19 protein-coding genes are annotated in these 21,461 nt (G+C 50.9%); 7 read left to right on the forward strand and 12 right to left on the reverse strand.

The window, feature by feature from the left end; genetic code table 11:
* Positions 1-78: 78 nt before the first annotated feature.
* From LY85_RS14440 to LY85_RS14485, 10 genes are all read right to left on the reverse strand, one after another.
* On the reverse strand, positions 79-873 hold the full coding sequence (locus LY85_RS14440; RefSeq protein WP_243122570.1) for a glucose 1-dehydrogenase: 795 nt from the start codon (positions 871-873) through the stop codon (positions 79-81).
* Positions 867-1,877: a phosphotransferase gene (locus LY85_RS14445; RefSeq protein ID WP_141827210.1), complete on the reverse strand. Its 1,011-nt coding sequence runs from the start codon at positions 1,875-1,877 to the stop codon at positions 867-869. Before LY85_RS14445 ends, LY85_RS14440 begins: the two co-directional genes overlap by 7 nt.
* A gap of 8 nt (positions 1,878-1,885) precedes the next feature.
* The gene (locus LY85_RS14450) at positions 1,886-3,139 is read right to left on the reverse strand and encodes an aminotransferase class III-fold pyridoxal phosphate-dependent enzyme (RefSeq protein WP_141827211.1); all 1,254 of its coding nucleotides are present in this window, start codon (positions 3,137-3,139) and stop codon (positions 1,886-1,888) included.
* A 33-nt stretch (positions 3,140-3,172) separates the two neighbouring features.
* Entirely contained in the window at positions 3,173-3,979 is an 807-nt protein-coding gene (locus LY85_RS14455) for an ABC transporter permease (protein ID WP_141827212.1), read from the reverse strand.
* 15 nt (positions 3,980-3,994) lie between these two features.
* Positions 3,995-4,918 (reverse strand): ABC transporter permease, encoded by a 924-nt coding sequence (locus LY85_RS14460; RefSeq protein ID WP_141827213.1) that lies wholly within the window; start codon positions 4,916-4,918, stop codon positions 3,995-3,997.
* Between the two features lie 110 nt (positions 4,919-5,028).
* Entirely contained in the window at positions 5,029-6,156 is a 1,128-nt protein-coding gene (locus LY85_RS14465; protein WP_185741228.1) for an ABC transporter substrate-binding protein, read from the reverse strand.
* Positions 6,157-6,236: 80 nt separating this feature from the next.
* Positions 6,237-7,310, reverse strand: coding sequence for an ABC transporter ATP-binding protein (locus LY85_RS14470; RefSeq protein WP_243122571.1), 1,074 nt, complete (start codon positions 7,308-7,310; stop codon positions 6,237-6,239).
* A 138-nt stretch (positions 7,311-7,448) separates the two neighbouring features.
* A complete protein-coding gene (locus tag LY85_RS14475; RefSeq protein ID WP_038322629.1) occupies positions 7,449-8,657 on the reverse strand; it encodes an acetylornithine/succinylornithine family transaminase in 1,209 nt (402 codons plus the stop codon).
* 354 nt (positions 8,658-9,011) lie between these two features.
* On the reverse strand, positions 9,012-10,178 hold the full coding sequence (locus LY85_RS14480) for an iron-containing alcohol dehydrogenase (RefSeq protein WP_141827216.1): 1,167 nt from the start codon (positions 10,176-10,178) through the stop codon (positions 9,012-9,014).
* A gap of 409 nt (positions 10,179-10,587) precedes the next feature.
* On the reverse strand, positions 10,588-11,562 hold the full coding sequence (locus tag LY85_RS14485; protein ID WP_038322631.1) for an ArsR family transcriptional regulator: 975 nt from the start codon (positions 11,560-11,562) through the stop codon (positions 10,588-10,590).
* 285 nt (positions 11,563-11,847) lie between these two features.
* Between LY85_RS14485 and LY85_RS14490 the strand changes: the two genes are divergently transcribed.
* The 6 genes from LY85_RS14490 (at position 11,848) to LY85_RS14515 (ending at position 18,289) form a co-directional block, all read left to right on the forward strand.
* Positions 11,848-13,146, forward strand: a complete 1,299-nt coding sequence (locus LY85_RS14490) for an extracellular solute-binding protein (protein WP_243122572.1) — start codon at positions 11,848-11,850, stop codon at positions 13,144-13,146.
* 76 nt (positions 13,147-13,222) lie between these two features.
* Entirely contained in the window at positions 13,223-14,122 is a 900-nt protein-coding gene (locus LY85_RS14495) for a sugar ABC transporter permease (RefSeq protein WP_141827218.1), read from the forward strand.
* Between the two features lie 79 nt (positions 14,123-14,201).
* The gene (locus tag LY85_RS14500; RefSeq protein ID WP_243122573.1) at positions 14,202-15,032 is read left to right on the forward strand and encodes a carbohydrate ABC transporter permease; all 831 of its coding nucleotides are present in this window, start codon (positions 14,202-14,204) and stop codon (positions 15,030-15,032) included.
* 12 nt (positions 15,033-15,044) lie between these two features.
* Positions 15,045-16,790, forward strand: a complete 1,746-nt coding sequence (locus tag LY85_RS14505) for a glycoside hydrolase family 2 TIM barrel-domain containing protein (RefSeq protein ID WP_141827219.1) — start codon at positions 15,045-15,047, stop codon at positions 16,788-16,790.
* A gap of 2 nt (positions 16,791-16,792) precedes the next feature.
* Positions 16,793-17,518 carry a glycerophosphodiester phosphodiesterase gene (locus LY85_RS14510; RefSeq protein ID WP_141827220.1) on the forward strand — a complete coding sequence of 242 codons (726 nt, stop codon included), beginning with the start codon at positions 16,793-16,795 and terminating at the stop codon, positions 17,516-17,518.
* 99 nt (positions 17,519-17,617) lie between these two features.
* Positions 17,618-18,289 (forward strand): MgtC/SapB family protein, encoded by a 672-nt coding sequence (locus tag LY85_RS14515; protein WP_243122574.1) that lies wholly within the window; start codon positions 17,618-17,620, stop codon positions 18,287-18,289.
* A 237-nt stretch (positions 18,290-18,526) separates the two neighbouring features.
* Here the strand turns inward: LY85_RS14515 and LY85_RS14520 are convergent, their stop codons facing one another.
* Together LY85_RS14520 and LY85_RS14525 are read right to left on the reverse strand one after the other, a co-directional pair.
* Positions 18,527-19,381 carry an RsiV family protein gene (locus LY85_RS14520; RefSeq protein ID WP_141827222.1) on the reverse strand — a complete coding sequence of 285 codons (855 nt, stop codon included), beginning with the start codon at positions 19,379-19,381 and terminating at the stop codon, positions 18,527-18,529.
* Positions 19,353-19,856 carry a sigma-70 family RNA polymerase sigma factor gene (locus LY85_RS14525; protein WP_185741229.1) on the reverse strand — a complete coding sequence of 168 codons (504 nt, stop codon included), beginning with the start codon at positions 19,854-19,856 and terminating at the stop codon, positions 19,353-19,355. The genes LY85_RS14520 and LY85_RS14525 overlap by 29 nt, the downstream gene beginning before the upstream one ends.
* A gap of 351 nt (positions 19,857-20,207) precedes the next feature.
* Between LY85_RS14525 and LY85_RS14530 the strand changes: the two genes are divergently transcribed.
* Entirely contained in the window at positions 20,208-21,362 is a 1,155-nt protein-coding gene (locus LY85_RS14530) for an alpha/beta hydrolase (RefSeq protein WP_141827224.1), read from the forward strand.
* The last annotated feature ends 99 nt before the right edge of the window (positions 21,363-21,461 follow it).

Genomic DNA, 21,461 nt, shown 5'->3' on the forward strand with positions numbered 1-21,461 from the left:
TAGAACCGAAATTCGGCTCTATGGGCGCTTTTAGCGCAGACCGTTCACAGAGGGCCTGACACAGGAAATACTTTTTCATCAGGATTCCTTGATCCCCATTACGTTTGTCTCCGGCAGCAGATTGCCGCCATCGATCACGTTTTCCGTGCCGGTAATATACGAGGACTCCTCGCCGGCGAGAAAGGCCGCCAGCTTTCCTACCTCTTCCGGCGCGCCCAGACGGCCCATAGGGACTCCTGCCGCGATGCCTTCCAGCACGAGGTCGGGATTCTGAGGATTGGTTGCCGCCGCGTTCCTGCGGACATTCGGCGTCAGAATAAAGCCGGGGCAGATGGCGTTGACCGTAATTCCGTCCTTCGCCAGCTCTACCGCCAGCGATTTGGTAAACCCGATCAGTCCCGCCTTGGTCATGGCGTAAGCGGTGTATCCCGGGTCGCTGACATAAGGGCCCGTCACGGAAGCGATATTGATGATGCGTCCCCACCGGTTCTTCAGCATACAGGGAAGGACCGCCTTTGTCACATTCCACGTGCCCTTCAGGTTGATGTCGATATGCCGGTCGCGCAGTTCATCCGGAAAGGCCTCAAACCGGGACAGCTTTGCGATTCCCGCGTTATTGACCAGAATATCGATGTGCCCGTACTGTATCAGCGCGCTTTCCACCCCGGCACTTACGCTTTCCCGGTCCGCAATATCCATTTTGACCGCGGCTGTATGGAAATTTTGCCGGTTCAGTTCCTCCGCCGCGGCTTCCGCCTGCCCGGAACGGCCGGCCAGAAGAACGAAAGCCCCTTTCGCGGCCAGTTCACGCGCGATGCCGAGGCCGATACCCGACCCCGCGCCGGTTACAAGCGCTACTTTTCCGTTCAGCACACCGCCGCCGCCTTTTGCACGTTCCGGCGGACAAATTCATAGGCCATCCGGCGTGTTTTTTCCAGATATTCCGTGCCAACTGTTTTCGCCGTGTCGCTTTCCCCGTGGCTGCCCAGCCACGCCAGCCTGACAATGCGGCGCATGAGAACGAAGGTGGGTATTTCCGCGAAATCCTGTAAAGAGAGGCAGCGCACCGTCTGGTATCCCTGCAGCCACGCCTTGCAAAGCTCCTCCAGACCGTCGCTGTACTGCACCAGACTGCATCCCAGATCATACAGGAACCATCCGAAGCCGCAGTCGTCGAAATCGATGATCTGGAGCTTTTCGCCGTCCATAATCACGTTGGACAGATGCAGGTCCGAATGAATCAGGCCGTAGCGGTCGGGCTCTTTGCCGTAGGCGGAAAGCCGTCCTTCAATGATCGTAGAAGCCTGTCGGAAAAGAATCCTGTCCTTCTGTGTTAAACCCGGATAATCGCTCCAGGAGCCCCAGCGGGCGTTTTCGCCCAGCAGGCTTTCAAAGTCCCAGGTGAACCGCCGAAAGCGGGCGGTGTCGGACTCCTTTTGCACCTGTGTGTGAAGGATGGCCGCAGCTGCTCCTACCTGGCTTACCCTGTCGAGCAATTGCTGACCGTGCAGCTCGCAGACCGCTTTTCCGGGCAGAAAGGAGAACAGGGAGCAGTCGTATTCCACTCCGCTTTCCGGGGAGCGGAAGGACTGCAGAAGGCTGCCGTCCCTGCCGGGGAACGCCTGCGGCACGGTGAGCTTTCCGCCGCGGCGTATCTGTTCCATCCACTGCAGCTCCGCGAGCAGTTCCTCTTTTGTATGATATCCGGGCCGGTTCACGCGCAGAACGGCTTTGCGTACGGGAGAAGCGACCGTAAAGGTCAGATTTTCCGAATTCTTCAGAAGCCCTATTTCCGCATAGTCCGGGAAAAGAAACATCCGTTCAAATTCCCGGCGTACGGTTTCCAAAAGCACCTCCGGTGTGTCTATCCGTTTCAAGATTGCAGTCACCTTCCTCTGTAATTTTGGTAAGCTTCTTTTAGCCCCTCGTCCATTCTGGCAAAAAGCTCGTCGATAAATGCCCGGTCGCACAGCAAGCCCACCTTCATCTGCAGAGTCCCGGGGTGCAGTCGGGCGTTGTGCGCCCATACGCCGTGGTCGTAAAGCGGCTTTGAGACGGATACGCTGGCGTCCTCGCAGTCAAAATCCAGTCCCAGAATGACTCCGCGCTGGGAGTACCCGGTCAGGAAGCCGGGATATTTTTTCATCAGATCATCAACGCCGTGTTTCAGGACCGCCTGATTTTGAACGACATTTTCGACCGTAGAGGGGCGCGTCGTCATCTCCAGCACCTTGGCGGCCACCCTGCAGCCGATTTCGGAGCCGCCGCAGGTGGAGCCGTGCAGGCGCCCGATCTCAAACAGCCATTTTCCCGCCGTCCGGTTCATGACCGTCGCGGAAATCGGATAAATTCCGCCGCCGAAGCCCTTTGCGGTCACCAGCATATCGGGTACGAACCCCTCGTGCTCAAAGCCCCACAGCTTGCCGGTGCGCATCAGGCCGGTCTGCACCTCGTCAGCGACATACAGCGCGCCGTACCGTTCGCAAAGCTCTTTTACCGCTTTGAGATAGCCCGTCTCCGGCAGGGGAAAGCCGTAGGTGGCCAGAATGGTTTCCACCAGAACGCAGGCGGTGTCCTCCTTTTTCAGCTCCGCTTCCATGGCGCCGATATCGTTGAGCGGAACCTGCACAAAGGCGTTCGGCTCGCCCTCGCAGTGAAACGGCAGCTTGAACATGTCGTCTCCCGCGGAGACGGAAAGCCCCGTGTGTCCGTGGTAGCAGCCCTTGATCGAAATCACCTTTTTCCGTCCGGTCGCGTAACGGGCGCTCTTAATGGCGACGTCCACCGCTTCGCCTCCGCAGGTGGAGAAAACGGAATAATTCAGATCCCCAGGGCAGAGCTTTGCCAGCTGTTCCGCCAGCTCCGCTCTTGCAATGGACGGGAAGTGATGGTTCCCGACGTCGAATTCCTCTGTCGCCTGAATCATCGCCCCGATCACCTCGGGGTTGCGGTGTCCCAGATTGTAGGTGCCGCCGTTCAGATGGATGTCGAGAAATTCCGTGCCGTCCATATCCCAGAAGCGGTAGCCCTCCCGTTTTCCCATCACAAGGTCGATGCCCTTTTTATGGAAATCCTCCACCTTGCTGGGGTTCCAGTACTCTCTGCTCTTCTGTAAAATCTCCGCTTTATAATCTGTCATTGTTTTTCCGCCCTTGCTGCAAATTTTTATCGGTCAGTCGTCGTCCAGTACGATTTCTTCCTGAATCTGGTATTTCGGCTCGCGGCCGAACAGGGTCTTCGCGTTGGAAAGGAGCATAACTGCCGTGATGAAAACGATCACGATCGCCGCTATGGCGGTAATGGTGGGGTCGAGCTGCTGATTCAGGCCGTCCCAGATTCTCTTCGGAAGGGTCGTGATCTGCACGCCGCAGAGGAACTGCGTCACGATGATCTCGTCGAACGACGTGGCGAAAGCAAACATCGCGCCGGAAAACAGCGCGGATTTGATCATCGGCACGGTCACGCGCAGAAAGGTGAGGAAGCTGTTCGCTCCCAGGCTGCGGGACGCCAGCTCATAGTTCGGGTTCAGGCCGGACAGGCTGGCGAGCGCCGTGCGGATTACAAACGGAACCGCCATCAGGACGTGGGCGATCAGCAGCCCGCTGAAGGTGCCGGAAAGGTTGATTCCCGCTTCGAACCGGTAGACCGCGATGCCGACGATAATGCCGGGCACCAGCATGGGCATCATGAAGGTTTCGATAATGGCGTTTTTGCCCCTGAATTCCGATTTGGAAAGCCCCTCCGCGGCGAGGATTCCCAGAATCAGCGAAAGAACCGTTGTAAGGATCGCCAGCTCAAAGCTGATTTTCAGGGAATTCACCCATTGGGCGTTGCCGAAGAACGCCTGGTACCACTGCGGGGAAAAGCCCGGGGGCGGAAATTCCAGATACCGGGACGAGCTGAATGACATCGGTACGATAATCAGTACCGGCAGGACCAGAAAAAGCATAATCAGAGCGGCGACAATCCATAACATCATCGATGCTCCTCCTTTCTACCACAGTTTTTCCACATGCATGATTTTTTTGGACAGGAACAGAATGATATACGTCAGAACCAGAAGCACGACGGAAATAGAGGAAGCGAACGGCCAGTTCATCAGCTTGTTGATCTGTGCCTGTATGGTCTGTGAAATCATCACGTTTTTGGTTCCGCCCAGCAGGGAAGGGGTGATGTAGTAGCCGATGCTGCTGACGAAAACGATGATGGAGCCGCAGGAAACGCCGGGCATGCTGAGCGGCACGAAAACCCGGAAGAAGGTATAGCCCTTTTTCGCCCCCAGCGTGCGGGAAGCCAGAATCAGATTGCGGTCGATTCCCTGCATCACGGGGTAGAGCGAAAGAATCATATAGGGAAGAAGGATATGCGTCATGCCGACATAAATGCCGAGCTCATTGTGCATCAGTTCCAGCGGCTGCCGGATCAGGCCGAGCGTTTTCAGAATGTCGTTGATCACGCCGTTGGTCTGCAGCAAAATCATCCACGCGTAGGTGCGCACCAGCAGGCTGGTCCAGAAGGGAATCATCACGCCGATCATTATCAGGCAGCTGATTCTTTTGGAACAGACCGTCATGGCGTATGCCACGGGATAGCCCAGAATCAGACAGGCCAGGGTTACGACAATGCTGATGCGGAAGGTGGTCGCGATCACCTTCAGGTAGACGTCGCTGCTGAAAAATTTGACATAGGAGTCCGCGGTCAGGGCGCTTTGGGTGCCCGTAAAGCTGAGCGCAAGAATCTGCAGCAGCGGGAAAATCAGGAAAACCGCAAAAAACAGCGCGGGAGGGATAATCAGCATCCACGGCCTGAATAAATTTCTTCCGAGCAGGCCCTTCCGCTCCGCTTTCTCGTCTTTCACCGTCTTCGCTGTGTTTTTATATCGGATTCCGTCCATCGCGACTTCAAAATCTTTTACCATTAGAAAGCCTCCCTGCTAAGCTGTAAAAGTCGGTTTGTGTTTCTTCGTACGGAAACGGCAGCCCGCCGCAGTGCTGTACTGCGGCGGTTTACCGTAAAGACCATCGTCGATCAGCTTAATTTCCACTCCTGGAAGCGCTGGTAAACGGCGTCATAGTTGTCGACCCACCATTTTACATCGTAGTAAACCTGATTCTTTACTTTTTCCGGTGAGGACGCCAGCTTGTCGATCTGTTCCTGCGTCATGAGCTTGTAGGCGTCCGTGTTGCAGGGCGCGTTGCCGGGATACTCGATTGCGTAGTCTGCCACAACCTGCGCGGAGGTTGCGAAGGCGATGAAGTCGTTTGCCATCTCAACGTTTTTCGAGCCTTTCCCGATCACCCAGGAATCGCTGGTGATGATCGCCTGATTCCAGTCGTATTCCACCGGCTGGCCCTCTTCCTTCGCCTTGATGATACGGCCTGCCCAGACCTCGCCGAGCGGGTTGTCGCCGCTGGAAACCAGCTGGACGGACTGGGAACCGGAATCCCAGAAGGTCTGGATGTCTTTTTTATGCGCGTCCAGATATTTGAAGGCACGGTCCACGTCGAGCGGATACATTTTGTCGATCGAAACACCGTCCGCCATCAGCACCGCTTCCAGCATGGACATCGGGTTGGAGTACAGCGTGCGGCTGCCGGGGAATTTCGCGGTGTCAAAGAATTCCGTCCAGTTTTTCGGCCGGTTCGATTCGGAGAATTGATTCGTATTCCACGAAATACAGATCGCGGACATTTCCGACGGCACGGAATATTCCGTTATAAAGTTTTCAACCAGACCGTCTTTTTTGATGACGTTAAAGTCGAGTTTTTCAAATAAGCCCTCTTTTTCACCGCGGAAAGCAAAGTCCGTGTCAACGTCCCATACGTCGACCTCCATTTTTCCCGCCTGGACGGCTGCTTTTACCTTTGCGGGGCTGGGATCGGTATCTTCCACGATGGTGCAGCCGGTCTCTTCGGCAAATTTATCGAAGATCGTTTTTTTCTGTGCCGCCTGAATCGCGCCGCCCCAGCTGCAGACCGTCAGGGTTTTTCCGGCCCATTTTTTCCCGCTGGACGCTCCGGCGGCGGATACGGAACCCGCTGCGGAGGATGTGGCGGTCTGGCTGCCGCCGCAGGCGGTCAGGGAAAGGAAAACGGTTCCGATCATCACAGCGGAAAGGACCCGGATTCCTTTTTTCGCATTTGCACTCTTTTTCATCGTTGTAGCCTCCTCTTGTTTCGACAGAATGTGGTTCTCCTTTATATAGAACATAGACAGTTAAGCGCAAAAGACCTGTTTCAGGGCTTTACCTGAACAATATCCTCTTCCGAAATGCCGAGCAGCACTTCGTCACCCACGTCTAAGGACAGCGCATAGCTGGTAAATACCTTGACTTTCAAATGGTGCCCGTTCGTCAGGCGGACCTTCAGCTTCAGACAGTCTCCGATATAAACACACTGTTCCACAGCCCCACTGAATTTCAGTCCGCCGTAGGAATCGTCGACCAGATTGATTTTTTCCGGCCGGATTACAATGTTGACCGTATCGTCCGCCGCGTAGCTCCGCGTTTGGTCCGGGGCCGGAATCACCAGCCCGTGAACGCTGATCTTTCCTTTTCCGGCGGCATCGAGGGAAACCACCGGGCAGGGGATCACGTTTGCTTCTCCGATAAATTTAGCACAGAATACGGACGCCGGTTTTTCGTATATTTCCACTGGCGTTGCGACCTGCTCGATCATGCCGTCCTTCATAATGCAGACCTTGGACGCCATGGTCAGGGCTTCCTCCTGGTCGTGCGTGACGGAAACCGTGGTGATGCCAAGCTCCCGGTGGATTTCCTTGATTTCCAGCTGCATCTGTTTTCTCAGCTGTTTGTCAAGCGCGGCCATCGGTTCGTCCAGCAGAAGGATCAGCGGGTCGAACACCAGAGCCCTGGCCAGCGCGACGCGCTGCTGCTGGCCGCCGCTGAGCTCCCGGGGGTAACGCGACGCGTATTCCGACAGGCGTACCCGCTTGAGAACGGCGTCGATTTTTTCTTTGCGTTCCTTCTTTGACATTTTCCGTACACTCAGCGGATATTCCACATTTTTATAGACCGTCATATGCGGAAACAGCGCGTAGTTCTGGAACAGCATCCCGATGTTGCGCTTATGAATCGGCGTTCTGGATATGTCGTTCCCGTTGATGAGGATTTTTCCTTTGGAGGGGTCCTCAAATCCGGCGATCATTTTCAGCAGCGTGGTTTTTCCGGCGCCGCTCGGTCCCAGAATCGTCAGAAATTCCCCGTCCTGAATTTCGATATTGACGTCCCTGACGACATTCGCCAGCTTATAGCGTTTATCGATGTTTTCCATTCTGATATTGGCACCCATCTGTCCGATACCTCCTGACGTATCAAATATTGCAGTTCTAAATCCGGCCCGCCGGGCCGCCGCGGAGATAGAAAAAGGGCGCAGATGAACGGTTTGTTCATAAGCGCCCTTGCCAACTCATAGATGATTCAAATAAATTCAGATTGTTTCCGAGACCTCTTTCAGAATTTCAAAGGCTGCGTCGCAGTCCTTTTCCGTCAGAATCAGCGGCGGAATCAGGCGGATAACGCGGTCGCCGATCAGCGTGACCAGCATCTTGCGGTCAAAGCAGCCGTGTTTGATTTCCAGCCCGACCGGCCCGTCGTACTCGATGCCGATCAAGAGGCCCTTGCCCCGGACTTCTTTCACATGGGGAAGCGTGCGGAGCTTTTCCGTAAGGTAATTGCCCATTTTCTTTGCATTGCCGGCCAGGTCGCGGTCGATCAGCTCGGTTACCTGTGCGAGCGAGGCCGCGCAGCAGACGGCGTTTCCGCCGTAGGTGGTTCCGTGGGAACCGGCGGTAAAGGCAGTTGCGATTTCGGAACTGGTCACGATGGCGGAAATCGGCATCCCGCCGCCCATCGCCTTGGCCATGGAGAGAATATCCGGCTTTACCCCGTATCCCATAAAGGCCATGACGTCTCCCGTTCTGCACCAGCCGGTCTGCACCTCGTCGAACAGCAGAAGCAGCCCTTTTTCATCACAGAGGGAACGCAGCCCCTTCAAAAACTCCGGGGTTGCTGGAATGACGCCGCCCTCCCCCTGAATCGGCTCAACCATAATCGCGATGGTGTCCTCGGTTACCTGGGACCGGAACGATTCCAGATCGTTGTAATCCGCGTAGGTAAAGCCCGGAAGCATCGGCTTGAACCCGATCTGGCAGGCGTTGTCCGGCTGGCCGGTTGCCGACATGGAGCCGTAGGTCCTGCCGTGGAAGCCCTTTTTCGCGGTGATGATGTGATATTTGTTCTCTCCGTATTTTTCGACCCCGTATTTTCTTGCCATCTTGATCATCGCTTCGTTTGCTTCGGTTCCGGTGCTCTGATAAAAAATCTTGTCAAAACCCAGTGTGGTGCATATCTTTTCGGCAAGCAGCGCCTGCGGCAGGGTGTACGGATAGTTGAAGGTGTGGATCACGTCGCCGACCTGGTCCCGAACGGCCGCTACGACCTTTTCGTTGCAGTTGCCCGCGCTGTTCACCGCGATTCCACCGTAAAAATCGAGGTACGCTTCGCCCTTCTCATTGTAAAGGTACATGTCTTTCGCACGCTCACAAACGAAGTTATAGCGCTCGTAGGTGTCGATCATATACTTTTTGACCAGAGCCTTCACATCTTCCGCCGTTTTACCATACTCACTCAGTTTCATTGCTTCTCATTTCCCTCCGATTTTATTAGGCCGCTGAAAAATTCCCGGATCGATATGCAGTCGCTTAGGGTCGATTTGAATAATAATTGATAATTTCCTGCATATAAGCGAAGGCGTTCTGACAGTTAAAGTCAGAACGCCTTTGTTCTTGGTTTTTATTCATCACTGTGTTTTATATGTGATTATTATAGCGGGTACACGGGATTATGTCAATAGCGTTTCCGGTGGTAATGCTTACAAATAAGTAGGATGTCTGTTTTTGAAAATGATGCAAGATAACAAAACGCTTTTTGTAAATGAAAGATCAGTACGGAAAAAATTCATTTAACTTTATAGTATTCACTGCGGTGTAAATTAGTACGACATTTTTAAAATAGAATATACATCCTCTTTTGAAAGGGGATGGAATCCTCCTACCCGGCCGCTGCCGGCCGCCTGTTCCGCCATTGGCTCCAGAAGGTCAATGGGAATCCCCAGCTCACTCAGATGTTTCGGCAGGCCCAGCGCTTCGAAGAAGCCCTCCGTTTTTTCAATGGCCTGCTGTGCCAGCACTTCCTGCGGAAGGCTGGAAGGAAGGTTCCATACATTGACCCCGTATTCCGCGAAATACGGGAGGTTTTCCGAAAATCCGCACACAAAGCGCATCCAGTTCGGCGTCAATACGGCGAGGCCGACGCCGTGCGTGATATCGTAATGCGCGCTGAGTACGTGCTCAATGGGATGCACCGTCCACCGGCGTTCCGTCCCGTAGGTGATCAGGTCGTTGATCGCGAGGGAGGAAGCCCACATGAGGTTGGCGCGCGCTTCATAATCCTCCGGATCGGTCATCGCTTTCGGTCCGTAATGCAGACACGTTTTCAGCAGGGCCTCACAAAACCGTCTTTGAAGATAAACGCCGGGGGTTTTTACAAAATAGCTTTCAAGTACGTGGCTGAAAATATCCGCCGTTCCGGAAGCGGTCTGGTATTTCGGAACCGTGTAGGTGTATTCCGGGTCCATGACGGCGAAGCGCGGGCGCAGGCCGTCATGGCTCGTCGCAAGCTTCTCATTCGTAGCCATGTTGGATATCACGGCAATCCGGTCCATTTCCGAGCCGGTCGCCGCAATGGTGAGCACGGCGGCAATGGGCAGAACCTTGCCGATCTTATCAGGATGCAGCACTAAATCCCATGCGTCGCCGTCATAATTTGCCGCGGCCGCCACGACCTTCGCGCAATCGATGCTGCTGCCGCCGCCGATCGCAAGGACGGTATCGATTCCATTCTCTTTGCACAGCTTTGCACCGGCGCGCACTGTGTCGATCCTGGGGTTCGGCTCAACGCCGACAAGCTCCCAGTAAGCGATTTTGGCACCGGAAAGCAGCCGTACAACAGTGTCGTAAAGTCCCGCCCGCTTGATGCTGCCGCCGCCGTAAACAAGCAGCACGCTACTCCCATAGCGGAGCAGTTCGCCGGGAAGAGCGGAAATCTGGCCCTTTCCAAAAAATATTTCTGTCGGGATAGAGTATTTAAAATTCAGCATTCTAAAAAAATCCTTTCTTGAAAAATGAAGTTTTGTGGACGATCATGTTGAGTGCTCCTAAAATACGAAGTTGGAAATCGTGTCGTTTGCTGGCGGATCAATGTACAGAAAGGGCGTTTACCACAGTTTAAGCCGTGAAAAACACCCTTGCTTTCCTTTGCTCAAACGGTGCCGCCGGGTTCTGTCTGTCAATAAGATTTCCGAAAAGCGGGGCGTATCAGGGAATTTCCCTGATACGCCCCGCTGCGTTTTCAATTATTATGCATCCCGGTTTTGGTTTTGTCAAGAGCTTCAGGCGTTATAAAGCCTTTCCAGCTTTTTTGCCGTAATTTCGTCGATGCGGATTTCAAGTTTGATCGCAGCTCCTGCGGCTTTTTTGAAATCCGGGGTTTTCAGCAGCGGCACCGGCTCAGTAAATAATTCTCATAAGAATTCCCTGTGGGTAATCCCCGAATTTTTCACCGAAAATGTTGATTCCGCCAACATATTGTGCCGTTTCCTTGATTTCTATTTTAATAGAAATATAAGGCCGGTCCTGAATATTCAGCTGCGTGAGAGAAATGTGAGGATTTACCAGATCCCCGTCTAAAAAACCGCCGCTTTGACGAACAGAAAAAGTTTTCAGTATGCCGTACTGTGTTTTTCCATTCTGCCAGCCGGCGGGGGTATAGTTCCCGTGCCGTGCTCCAAAGTCACCGGGACAGCGATAGGTGGTGAGCTCCAGATCGTTTATGGAAATAGTAATGTCCGAAGGCCAGTTTTCCATATAACCCGGCGCTTCGGAGCAAAGCTCCAGGGAGAAGGAAAGCTCCTTAATGGAGAGCTGCGGCTCCGCGTAATTCGGAAAGCGATATTCCACATAACCTTGCTGAAACCAGATCAACTGCGCCTGCCCCCGCCGCGGTGTAAAAAATGCCTTGGGACTGTCGTAGTTATCCATCATTTCTCCGTTCGCGTCCGCAAGTCCGCAAGTAGGTTCCACGTAACAATGATAGTAGTTCCCGATGGGCATGTCTACGGTAACTGCTTTTTTTGAGGGGTCAAACTCCTCTTCCGCAGTATCAATGTGGATAGACTGCACGCTGGAAACACAGACCCTCATAGAACCGCGCAGCCCGGGCTGGGACTCTGTTATCACCATTTTGGCATCCTCTAAGAAACGGATGTGCAGGGCGACAGAGGAAACGGGCAAATCCAGTGTGCCTGCAATTTCCTGTATGGAGAGCGCTTTAAACTTAAGCAGATTCAAAATTTGCAGGCGGGCTGGAATAGACAGCGCTTTGGCAATCTTGATGATTTGTTCCTGATGCTGATGGTTGTCCAGGTTTAAAGAAATGTCGCGCTCGCCAATAATTTTGATCGCCTTTTTTGTTTTATTGGACACGAAAGTTCGCCTCCTGTTTTATGATTGTTTTTTAAATTATGTAATTATATATTCAAAAAAGAATTGTAATCTATCAATACTAATAAAATTATTCAACGAAATAAAAATATTTTAGAATATAACTTGACATTTATAGAATATAAAAGTACTATATAGACAGTGAAAGTTACATAAAATATGTAACAAATTCAGAAAAGATGCGCGGAGTGCATTTAGTTTTATAATTATTGTAATATAACAGCCCGAAAAATGCAAGCCGTGTACAATGAGAATGGGAGGATGTTAATGAAAAAGCTAATTTCTATGGTTACGGCACTCGCATTAATAGGTTCTCTCCTGACGGGATGTCAGAGCGGCTCATCTGGTCAAAGCATGTCCGGTTCTTCAGCGGATTCCGCAGGGTCCGCGGCAGGTAACGGGGAAAAAGTGAAAATTTCTTTTATTGACGGCTTTACCGGCGGCGACGGCGCCTACATGAAGAAAATCATCGATGGATTTAATGCGTCGCAGGACAAATACGAAATCGATGAGCTGACAACGGCAGACGAATATGTAAAGTTTAAATCGGACGACTTCGATATGCTGGTTATTCACTCGGACTGGATATCGACTTATCATGGGGACGGACTGCTTCGCGAATTGTCCGATGTCTACAAGGCGGCCGGTATTTCGCTCGATGATTTCCACAGCATCACTACCTCTTACACAAAATATGACGACGGTATTTACGCCGTGCCGCTGGGGCTATATGCCAATACCATGTTTTACAACAAAAAACTGGTGAAAACCGCGCCTAAAACCTATTCGGACCTCGTTTCGCTGCGCGATCAGCTGGATTCCGAAAAAAGCGGCATTTATCCGATGGCCGTACCGCTTACCGGTGACCATCAGTGGCTGTATATGACATTCCTGACTCAGTACGGCGTTAATTTCGTAAAAGACGGGCATCTGAACTTTGATACCGAGGAAGCCTGCAACGCTTTCCTTGCTTTGAACAAATTAATTTATAACGACCGGCTTAGCCCGGCAAATCTGGGCGCGAATGATCATCTGAACGCTTTTATGAAAAATGTGAAGGGCAAGACCAATATGCAGGCGGCGGTCGCGCTGATGGGCCCGTGGAACTACACCGCGGCAAAGGAAAAGTATGGCGACGATTTAGGCATAGCGGCAATCCCTGTGTTGGGAAAAGAGCTGAAGGTTCCCGCCGGCGGCCACAACTTTGCCGTTTCCTCCAAAGTGACGGATCAGGGAAAACTGGACGGTATTGCCGCATTCTTTAAATACGCCTATCAGCCGGAGGTCATGAAGATCTGGGCGGATGCCGGACAGACCCCCGTTCATCTTAAAACAATTGAGTATATTAAACAGAATCCCGATCAGTATCCCGTATCCATGGTAACCTTCGACATCCTCGACAAATGTGAGATTTTACCCCCGCTTTACAACGTGCGCGAGCAAATTAAATACGCAAATGAGACGGTTTACAATATGGTTATTAAGACGCCGAATCTGACAAAGGAACAGTTGATGCCTGAACTGAAGAAGGCAACCGAGTCCGCAGCCGAGTTGGCTCAGCAATAAAAGACAGACAGGCGGGCGGATTTATCCCCCGCCTGTAATTGAAAAAGTTTTAGATATCCTGAGAGGGGAGTTAAGCATGAAAGCGGGCAAAAAGGTTTCCGTCTGTTTCATTTTACCGTTTGTTCTGTTTTTTATATTGTTCTGGCTGGTTCCGTTTTTTTATGGCTTTTATATGAGTCTGCACAATTTTTCACTGATCAATGGCGATCGGGGATTTATTGGAGTTGACAATTACATAAAAATTTTGTTTTCTTCTTCCATGTACCATAGCTCATTCTTCCTGGGCCTGAAAAATACGCTGATTTTTGTCGCTCTCAGCGTTCCGCCTTTGGTATTGCTCAGCCTTGCGCTCGCTTTGCTGGTAGACAATCTTCCAAACAAAGTGAAAGGGCTGTTCCGCACAATATACTTTATTTCATATTCCGTGTCCGTCACGGCGGTTGCGTCTATTTTTATCTGGATGCTCAAAGGGAACGGAGGCTATCTGAACAATCTTCTGATGAACCTGAAAATAACAGCGGCTCCCATCCCCTGGCTGGAGTCACAGCCCTTTGTCTGGATTTCCCTTACCATAGCGACGGTGTGGTGGACCATCGGTTATAATATGATGCTGTTTATCAACGGGCTCAATGAAATTGACGTCAGTATCTACGAAGCTTCCGCCATTGACGGCGCGGGCTTCTGGACGAAATTCGTGTCGATCACGATGCCTAATATCAAAAATATTTTCTTCTTTGTGTTAATGACGACAATCATTGCCTCTTTTAATGTATATGGGCAACCTCGGCTAATGACCGTGGGGGGACCCGGACAAACAACCAAGCCTCTTATTATGGTCATCAATTCCGCCATTATGGACCAAAATAACATGGGGATAGGCAACGCCATGGCGATCTTAATGGGGCTGATCATTATGGCGGTCTCTTTAGGGCAATATTTTATGACAAAAGAAAAAGAGAAGATCAGGATGAAGTGAGCATAACAGCGCATCCATCGATTTGATGGCAATTCTGCTCAGCGGGTAAAGGAAATCGGGAAAAAAGGGGGATCGCAAAGTGATAACAAAAAAAATACCGAACATCATACTGACAATCATTGCCTGCATTGTTGCTTATGCGTTTTTACTTCCGCTGCTGTTTATGGTATCCACCAGTTTTAAGGGACTCTCGGATGCTTTGGGCTCCAGCTCGCTCTTGCCGCAGCAGGTAACTTTCAAAAACTATGTCGATTTGTTTAATCAGACTTCAAGCGCCCCGATTTTGAAATGGGCCTTCAACACGCTTGTGGTCACTGTCCTGGGAACGATGCTGAGACTCATCACCAGCACTCTTGCGGCATATTCCTTAGCAAGGCTGAATGTTCCATTTAAGAAGGGAATTCTTATCGGACTGATCTGGGCAATGGCAATTCCTGAAATTGTAACCTATTTTCCGCTTTTTTATATTTTTAAAAACACAGGAATGCTTAACACTTATCTTCCGCTGATCCTTCCCTCGGGTGCCGGGGCGATGACAGTGTATCTGATCTATCAGTTTATGCTGGGATTTCCAAGAGAACTGGAGGAAGCCGCTTTTGTGGACGGCGCTTCCCTTGTGAAAATTTTGCTTTGTATTGTGCTTCCTTCCGTTAAACCTATTTTGATTACTCAGGGATTTATTGTGTTTTTGGGATTGTATAATACCTATCTGTGGCCGTCGCTGGTGGTCAGCCGTACCGAAATGAACACGATCACGCTCGGAATCGCATCTCTTGTCCTCGGCGAAAACTACGTGAATCCCGGTCTAATGATGGCGGCGACCGTTGTAGCGGTTATTCCCACTATTTTGATTTTCATGTTCCTGAATAAATATATTGTACGCGGCTTTACTCAGTCGGGAATCAAATAGGGGGAGAAAGAATTGAGAAACGAATATCCACGCGCCGATTTTGTTCGTAAAGACTGGCTTTCACTGAATGGGGAGTGGGACTTTTCTTTTGAATACGGTCCGGCATGTAAAATACAGGTGCCTTTTGTGTATCAGTGTAAAAAAAGCGGTATAAACGATCAGAAGACATGCCGCACCGTTACTTATAAGCGAAAGTTAACCGTCCCGCCCGGATGGCGGGGGAAGGATATTGTACTGCATTTCGGCGCAGCAGACTACCGGTGCAAGGTCTGCGTCAACGGCAGATACGTTGGCGGTCATGTGGGAGGTCATACTCCGTTTGAACTGGACATCACGGATGATGTCAATTGGAAAGAAGAAGAAATTTTAGTTATAGTCGAGGATTTTCCCACAGATGAAACCATTGCTCGCGGTAAACAGTTCTGGCGGGAGAAGCCCGAGTATATCTGGTATACGGGTTCGACCGGTATCTGGCAGAGCGTATGGATAGAGCCCAGAACAAAGGCCTGCTTTGAATGGATTCACTTTACACCGGATATTGATAACGGACAGGTGAAAATTTCCTATCGTTTAGGGGACGGCACCCCGTTGCCATGCTCTTCCAAATGGGAGATCACTTTACAAGGCGAAACCTTTTTCAGCGGAGAACTGTTATGCCGTGAATATGAGGACAGCTTCACGGTTACGGTTTTTGGAAACCATGTGCTTTCCGGTCCTTTCCATTCCGATGGTTTGTGCTGGAGCCCGGACAGCCCCACATTGTTTGATGTAACCGCTCAGCTGCTGGAAGACGGGAAGGCTGCGGATACCGTAAACAGTTATTTTGGAATGCGTAAAATCTCGCTAGAAAACGGAATGCTCTACCTCAACAATCATCCGTGCTACCAAAAATTATTGCTGGATCAGGGGTACTGGGAAGAAAGTCTTCTGACGGCTCCCGATGACGAAGCTTTTCGACAGGATATTCTGCGTGCAAAGGCAATGGGCTTTAACGGCTGCCGGAAGCATGAGAAGCTGGAAGACCCCAGGTTCCTCTACTGGGCCGACAAGCTGGGATTTTTGGTTTGGGAGGGAATGGCGAGTTTCATAAGCTATACTCCTTCGGCTGCCGCGCAATTTATAAAGGAATGGGAAGAGGTCATTCACAGGGATTATAACCACCCCTCTATTATTGTCTGGGGGATGCTCAATGAAAGCTGGGGCGTACCTCAGATCTACGACAATCTTATGCAGCAGCATTATGCCGCCTCGCTTTATCATTTGGCTCACAGCTTGGACAGTACCCGCCTGGTCATATCAAATGATGGGTGGGAAATGACGGAAACCGATGTTTGCGCCATACATAGCTACAGCCACGGCACGGAAGACGACCGCCGGCAGCAACTGGTGTTTGCAGAGTGTGTAAAAACCTGGCCGGGGATCGAAAGCGGGAAAATTGTCAGTCACCTGCCTTTCGCAAAAGGCTATCATTATCAGGGTCAGCCTGTAATCCTGACGGAATTCGGAGGAATATCCGGGGCTGAGGGGGAAGAAGGCTGGGGTTATACCTGTGCCCACAGTGAAAAGGAATTTTTGGAAGTATACCGACGCCTGATTACCGTCCTGAATGATTCTGAAATTCTCTGCGGCTTTTGTTACACACAATTAGCTGATGTCCAGCAGGAAACCAACGGCCTGCTGAACAAAATGCATGAGTTTAAGTATGATCCGAAAAAAATCAGAGAAATCAATCAACTGATTGAGAGGAGAATGGTCTAATAATGAAAACAGTAGTCTGGGCGCATCGGGGCAGCTCCTTTATGGCGCCGGAAAACACCCTGGAGTCTTTCGCTCTTGCGGCAAAACAAAACGCGGACGGAATCGAGCTGGATATTCACCTTACCAGCGATGAACAGCTGGCGGTTTTTCACGATGAGACACTGGAACGGACGACAAACGGGACGGGACCGGTTGAAGGCTGCACTATGGCCCAGCTGAAAATGCTGGACGCAGGCATTCTTCATCCTGAATATAAAGGGGCGAAAATTCCGGCTTTACCGGAAGTTCTTGATTTTATGCGGGGCAATTCTCTTCGCTTAAACATCGAGATCAAGGAGGAACGAAAGCCAAATCCGATATTGGCCAAACAGCTCGCAAAGCTGATTCAAGACTTTGGGCTTGCAGACAGAACCATGTATTGCTCGTTTAATCATTACAGCCTGCTGGCTCTGCGCAGGGTAATGCCAAAAGCATGCATCGGCCTTTTATATCACGGAGGGCTGGTAAATCCGTGGGCCTATGCCAGGTCAATCGGGGCGAATTGCCTACATCCTTATTTTCGCTTCGGTCTCATGGAGGGCCAGGTCGATAAAGCTCATGAGGCCGGACTGAAGGTTAACGTCTGGACCGTAGATGAACCGGCCGATATGCGTCTCGTATATGCAAAGGGCGCAGACGGAATTATTACCAACAAGCCGGATGTTGCTCTCAGGCTGCGGGATAGTTAATTCCCGGCACGCGCTGTACGGCCCTGCAAGTTCAAGATGCCTTCTTTTCGGCACAAATTCTACAGCAGGGGGAGGAGATTTATCATAAAGGGATTTGAATTGCTTCAGGACATAAATTTTTTTTCAATCACCGTGCGAATATTCCTGTCGGTGATTATTGGTGGAGCGCTGGGATTTGAGCGTGGAAGAAAGAGGCATCCCGCGGGGTTCAGGACCTATATTTTGGTGTGTCTCGGCTCGACTCTGGTAATGATGACAAACCAGTATGTGTTTACTACTTTTCATACAGGCGACGTCAGCCGGTTAGGGGCTCAGGTAATCAGCGGGATCGGCTTCCTTGGTGCGGGAACAATCATCATTACCGGCAGAAATCAGGTGAGAGGACTCACTACGGCGGCGGGGCTCTGGGCATCCGCCTGCGTAGGTCTCGCTATTGGGATAGGATTCTACGAGGGGGCGATCGTCGGCGGAATCGCAATTTTCTGCGTTATGACGGTTTTGCACAAATTGGATGAACGATTGAGATATCATTCGAAACAGCTTGATTTATATCTGGAGTTTGACGCCCCTGTAGGTTTGGGAGCTTTCATTAATCTGGCAAAAGAAAAAGACATGGAAATATCGGATATTCAGGTGATTAAAAATAAAACAACTGAAAAAAAAGCAACCTCCGTCCTGCTGTCGGTCAAAGCAAGGCAAAGCTGTTCCCATGCTGAAATGCTGCAAATATTGGGGTGCTCGTCGGACCTTAAGCGTATAGAAGAACTGTAGAGGCTGCAGTTTCGGTTCGTTTTGGAACCCGTCCTTCACGATAAATGAGGACGGGTTTCTTTGCGCAGTAAGACCGAGAGCATCAGGAATGCTTCCTGATGCTCTCGGTTCAGTCTGAAGACAAAACGCCGTTTGGGATTCAGCCCCAAGCGGCGTTTTGTCTTCTGCTTAGCGCTCCATACCTAACATGTATGGAGCGCTGTTTTATCGTCTAACATTCTGTACTGCGATTCCTGCTCAATGAATCATGCTGCCGTCTGCGAGGATGCCGGCAATCAGGTCTGTGGGAATGGTAAATTCTGTTATGCCCCTGTAGGCCGGAGCAATGCTGCCCTCGTCAAAAACAATGATCAGTTTTCCGCTTTTGTTGATATAGAAATTTTGGTCCTTTGCAATTGTTTGAAAAGCATCCGTGTCGGTAAAATAATCCTCGGAGGATTTTTGAATTTTTTCTGAGATGTAAGTGTTAATCGGAGCAGCATAATCGGAATTGCCCTTGAAAAGATCGGAAAGCTTTAGGATTTTCCCTGAGCTCTTTTCGATATTGTAATACCGGTCAATTTCCATGGAATCTCCGCTGACTAAAACAGTGCGTATGGCAATTGTGAGTTGGGAGTCGTTGTCTACCAGCACGTTATAGGAAGATGTTACCGCTTCCTTTGCACTGCTTCCCATTCCTTTTATATCGGACTCGTACTGCGCGATGAGAACATCGGCGTATTGGTCGAATTCCTGATTCAGTTTTTCTTCCACCTTTTTATCACCCAGTCCTGTGACATGCGGTGTCCTGATGTCCGCATCCCCGGATTGATAATGGCGGAAGGTGACCACTTTTGTAATAGGGCCAATGATCGGGATATTCTGCAGTGTTTCCGCAGCTGCCGCACTGGTGTTGGCGGCGACCGAAAGCCCGATCACTGCACAGCACAAGCAGGCGGCTGCTCTCCGGCTCCAAAGGAAAAGGGGGCTGGGGTGTTTTTTTCTCTGATATTCGTTTCCCATTTGTCTCAGCCTTTCTTCCAACTCCCGGGGTGCATGGAATTGTTCGTACTGAACGATGAAATCATTCCAATCTTTTTGACTCATTGACATGATTTATAGCCTCCTCAGAAAGTTGAATCTTCAATGTTTTCAATGATTTGTAATAGAGGGTTTTTACGGTATTGACATTCTTCTCAATGATAGCCGATATTTGCTGAAAGGTTTTTCCTTCCATAAAATGCAGGATGATGACCGCCCGGCTGGTGTGATCAAGCTGGCGGAGCATATCGAAAACCGTAAGGGATTCGTAATCGTCATTTGCGCCTTTTTCTTCTGTAGGAAGTCCTACCTGTTCGTGGCTCCGTTTTCGTAAGAAATCCAAAGAAGTGTTGATGGTAACCCGAAAAAGCCAGGTTTCCGCGTATTCAGGTTCCCTTAATCTTCTGAGGTTTTTAACGGCTTTATATGCTACGTCCTGTACAACGTCCATCGCATCCTGTTCGTTGCCTACATAGCTATATGCAACCCGGTAAAACCGGTCGCGCTGATCGATGATTTTCCGGAAAATCTGCTCGTCATCTGGCACTTTTTTACCCCCTGCCTGTTTGCTTATTCTTAAGAACACTGATTAGACGTTTTGGGGTTCCCAAAAAGTTGCTATATCATAAATTTAATTATAACTCTTTTTTCCCTCTTATAGCATTTCCAGTTGATTCTGCAACAAGGTTGCGTTCCTCCCCCGCCCTCGGCGGGGGAGGAACGCGCTTTGTCTCGCAAACTGAAATGGAATTGCGTATATGACTCCTCCCGACCGGGATTGCAAGATAAGAGAATCAGTGCAGAAATATATAATCGACGGTTCTCGTTTTGGATGTTATGATCATTCTATAGAATCAGTCCGGGGTACAGGGCCGGATCATTAAAGGAGGCAGTTCTGATGGAAAAGGAAAGGTATCGGCAGCTATTGGTCAGTTTGGAGAAAGATGCCAAAACAGAAATATTGGAAAATGGGGCGGCGGTTGAAATTCGCAGCTGCTATGATCGCATGGGGGGAAAGATGGACCCGCGGACCGCGCTGGCCAGCCATGCCGTGCGGGAAGATTTTATCCGCCATCCCGAGCGTTACGATGACGAATTATTGGCGAATGCGGACCGGCTGTTCGGTCCGCCGCAGCCGGAAAATTACAGCGCGCTGTCACAGATCCGGTATACGTTCGGCTGGCGGAGCAGCGACCTCAGTTCCCATGTCGTTTCTGAAAGGCATGTCCTGCTGTCAGAGCACGGGCCGTTTTCCGTCTGGCGCTACGAAATACCGGGTACGGGAAAGTCCCGTCCCTGCATCCTCCTTATTCACGGCGGCGCTTTTGTGGCGGGAGATATCGAGACGGTGGAGAATCAGTGCAAGCTGCTGGCGCAGCTGATGGACGGCGTGGTCTTTTCGGTGGATTATCCCCTTGCGCCTGAGCATCCTTATCCGGTTGCTTTCGACGACTGCAAGGCTGTGCTGGAATGGGTCTATTCCGGTGCCGATACGTTTGGAATCGACCGGAAAAGGATTGGCGTCGCTGGCGATTCGGCGGGCGGCAATCTGTCGGCGGCCCTTTCCGTTGCGGACCGCGACGAGGGGAAGGGAAGGATCGGCTACCAGTGCCTGATCTATCCGAAGCTGAGCAGTGCGCTGTCTTCCGAGGAACCCTATTATTATTGGAAAGAGGAATTATATGAAAATCCGGACAACGATCCCATTATCCGGGAACAGATAGGGCTGACGGGGAAAATGAGCGGAGAAGTGAACAACTGGTACCTGCCGGAGGGAACGGACCGCTATACTCCCCATTACTGCCCGATTGCCGCGAAATGCGAGGGCCTGCCAAAAACCCTGCTTGTTACGGCGGAATATGATTTCCTGCGGGCGGAGTGCGACGCATACCTCGGAATGCTGAAAACGGCGGGTGTGGATTTCCGGGCAATCCGCTACGGCGGTATTTTTCACGGGACCTTCGACCGGCTCGGCTATGCTCCTCAGGTGGAGGATATCCTGCGTGAAATCGCGAAAGACATGCGTGCGCTGGATTCCTTTTCTTCCAAATAGCAAGAAAGTGCAATCGGCAGCAAAATATTGCAGTGATACAGCATGATTGTGCAGTCATTATAAAAATTTATCATTTCTTACCTCCGATTTGTCCGATAT

The organism is Clostridium sp. KNHs216, from assembly GCF_006714885.1.
Taxonomy (GTDB): domain Bacteria; phylum Bacillota; class Clostridia; order Oscillospirales; family Acutalibacteraceae; genus Caproiciproducens.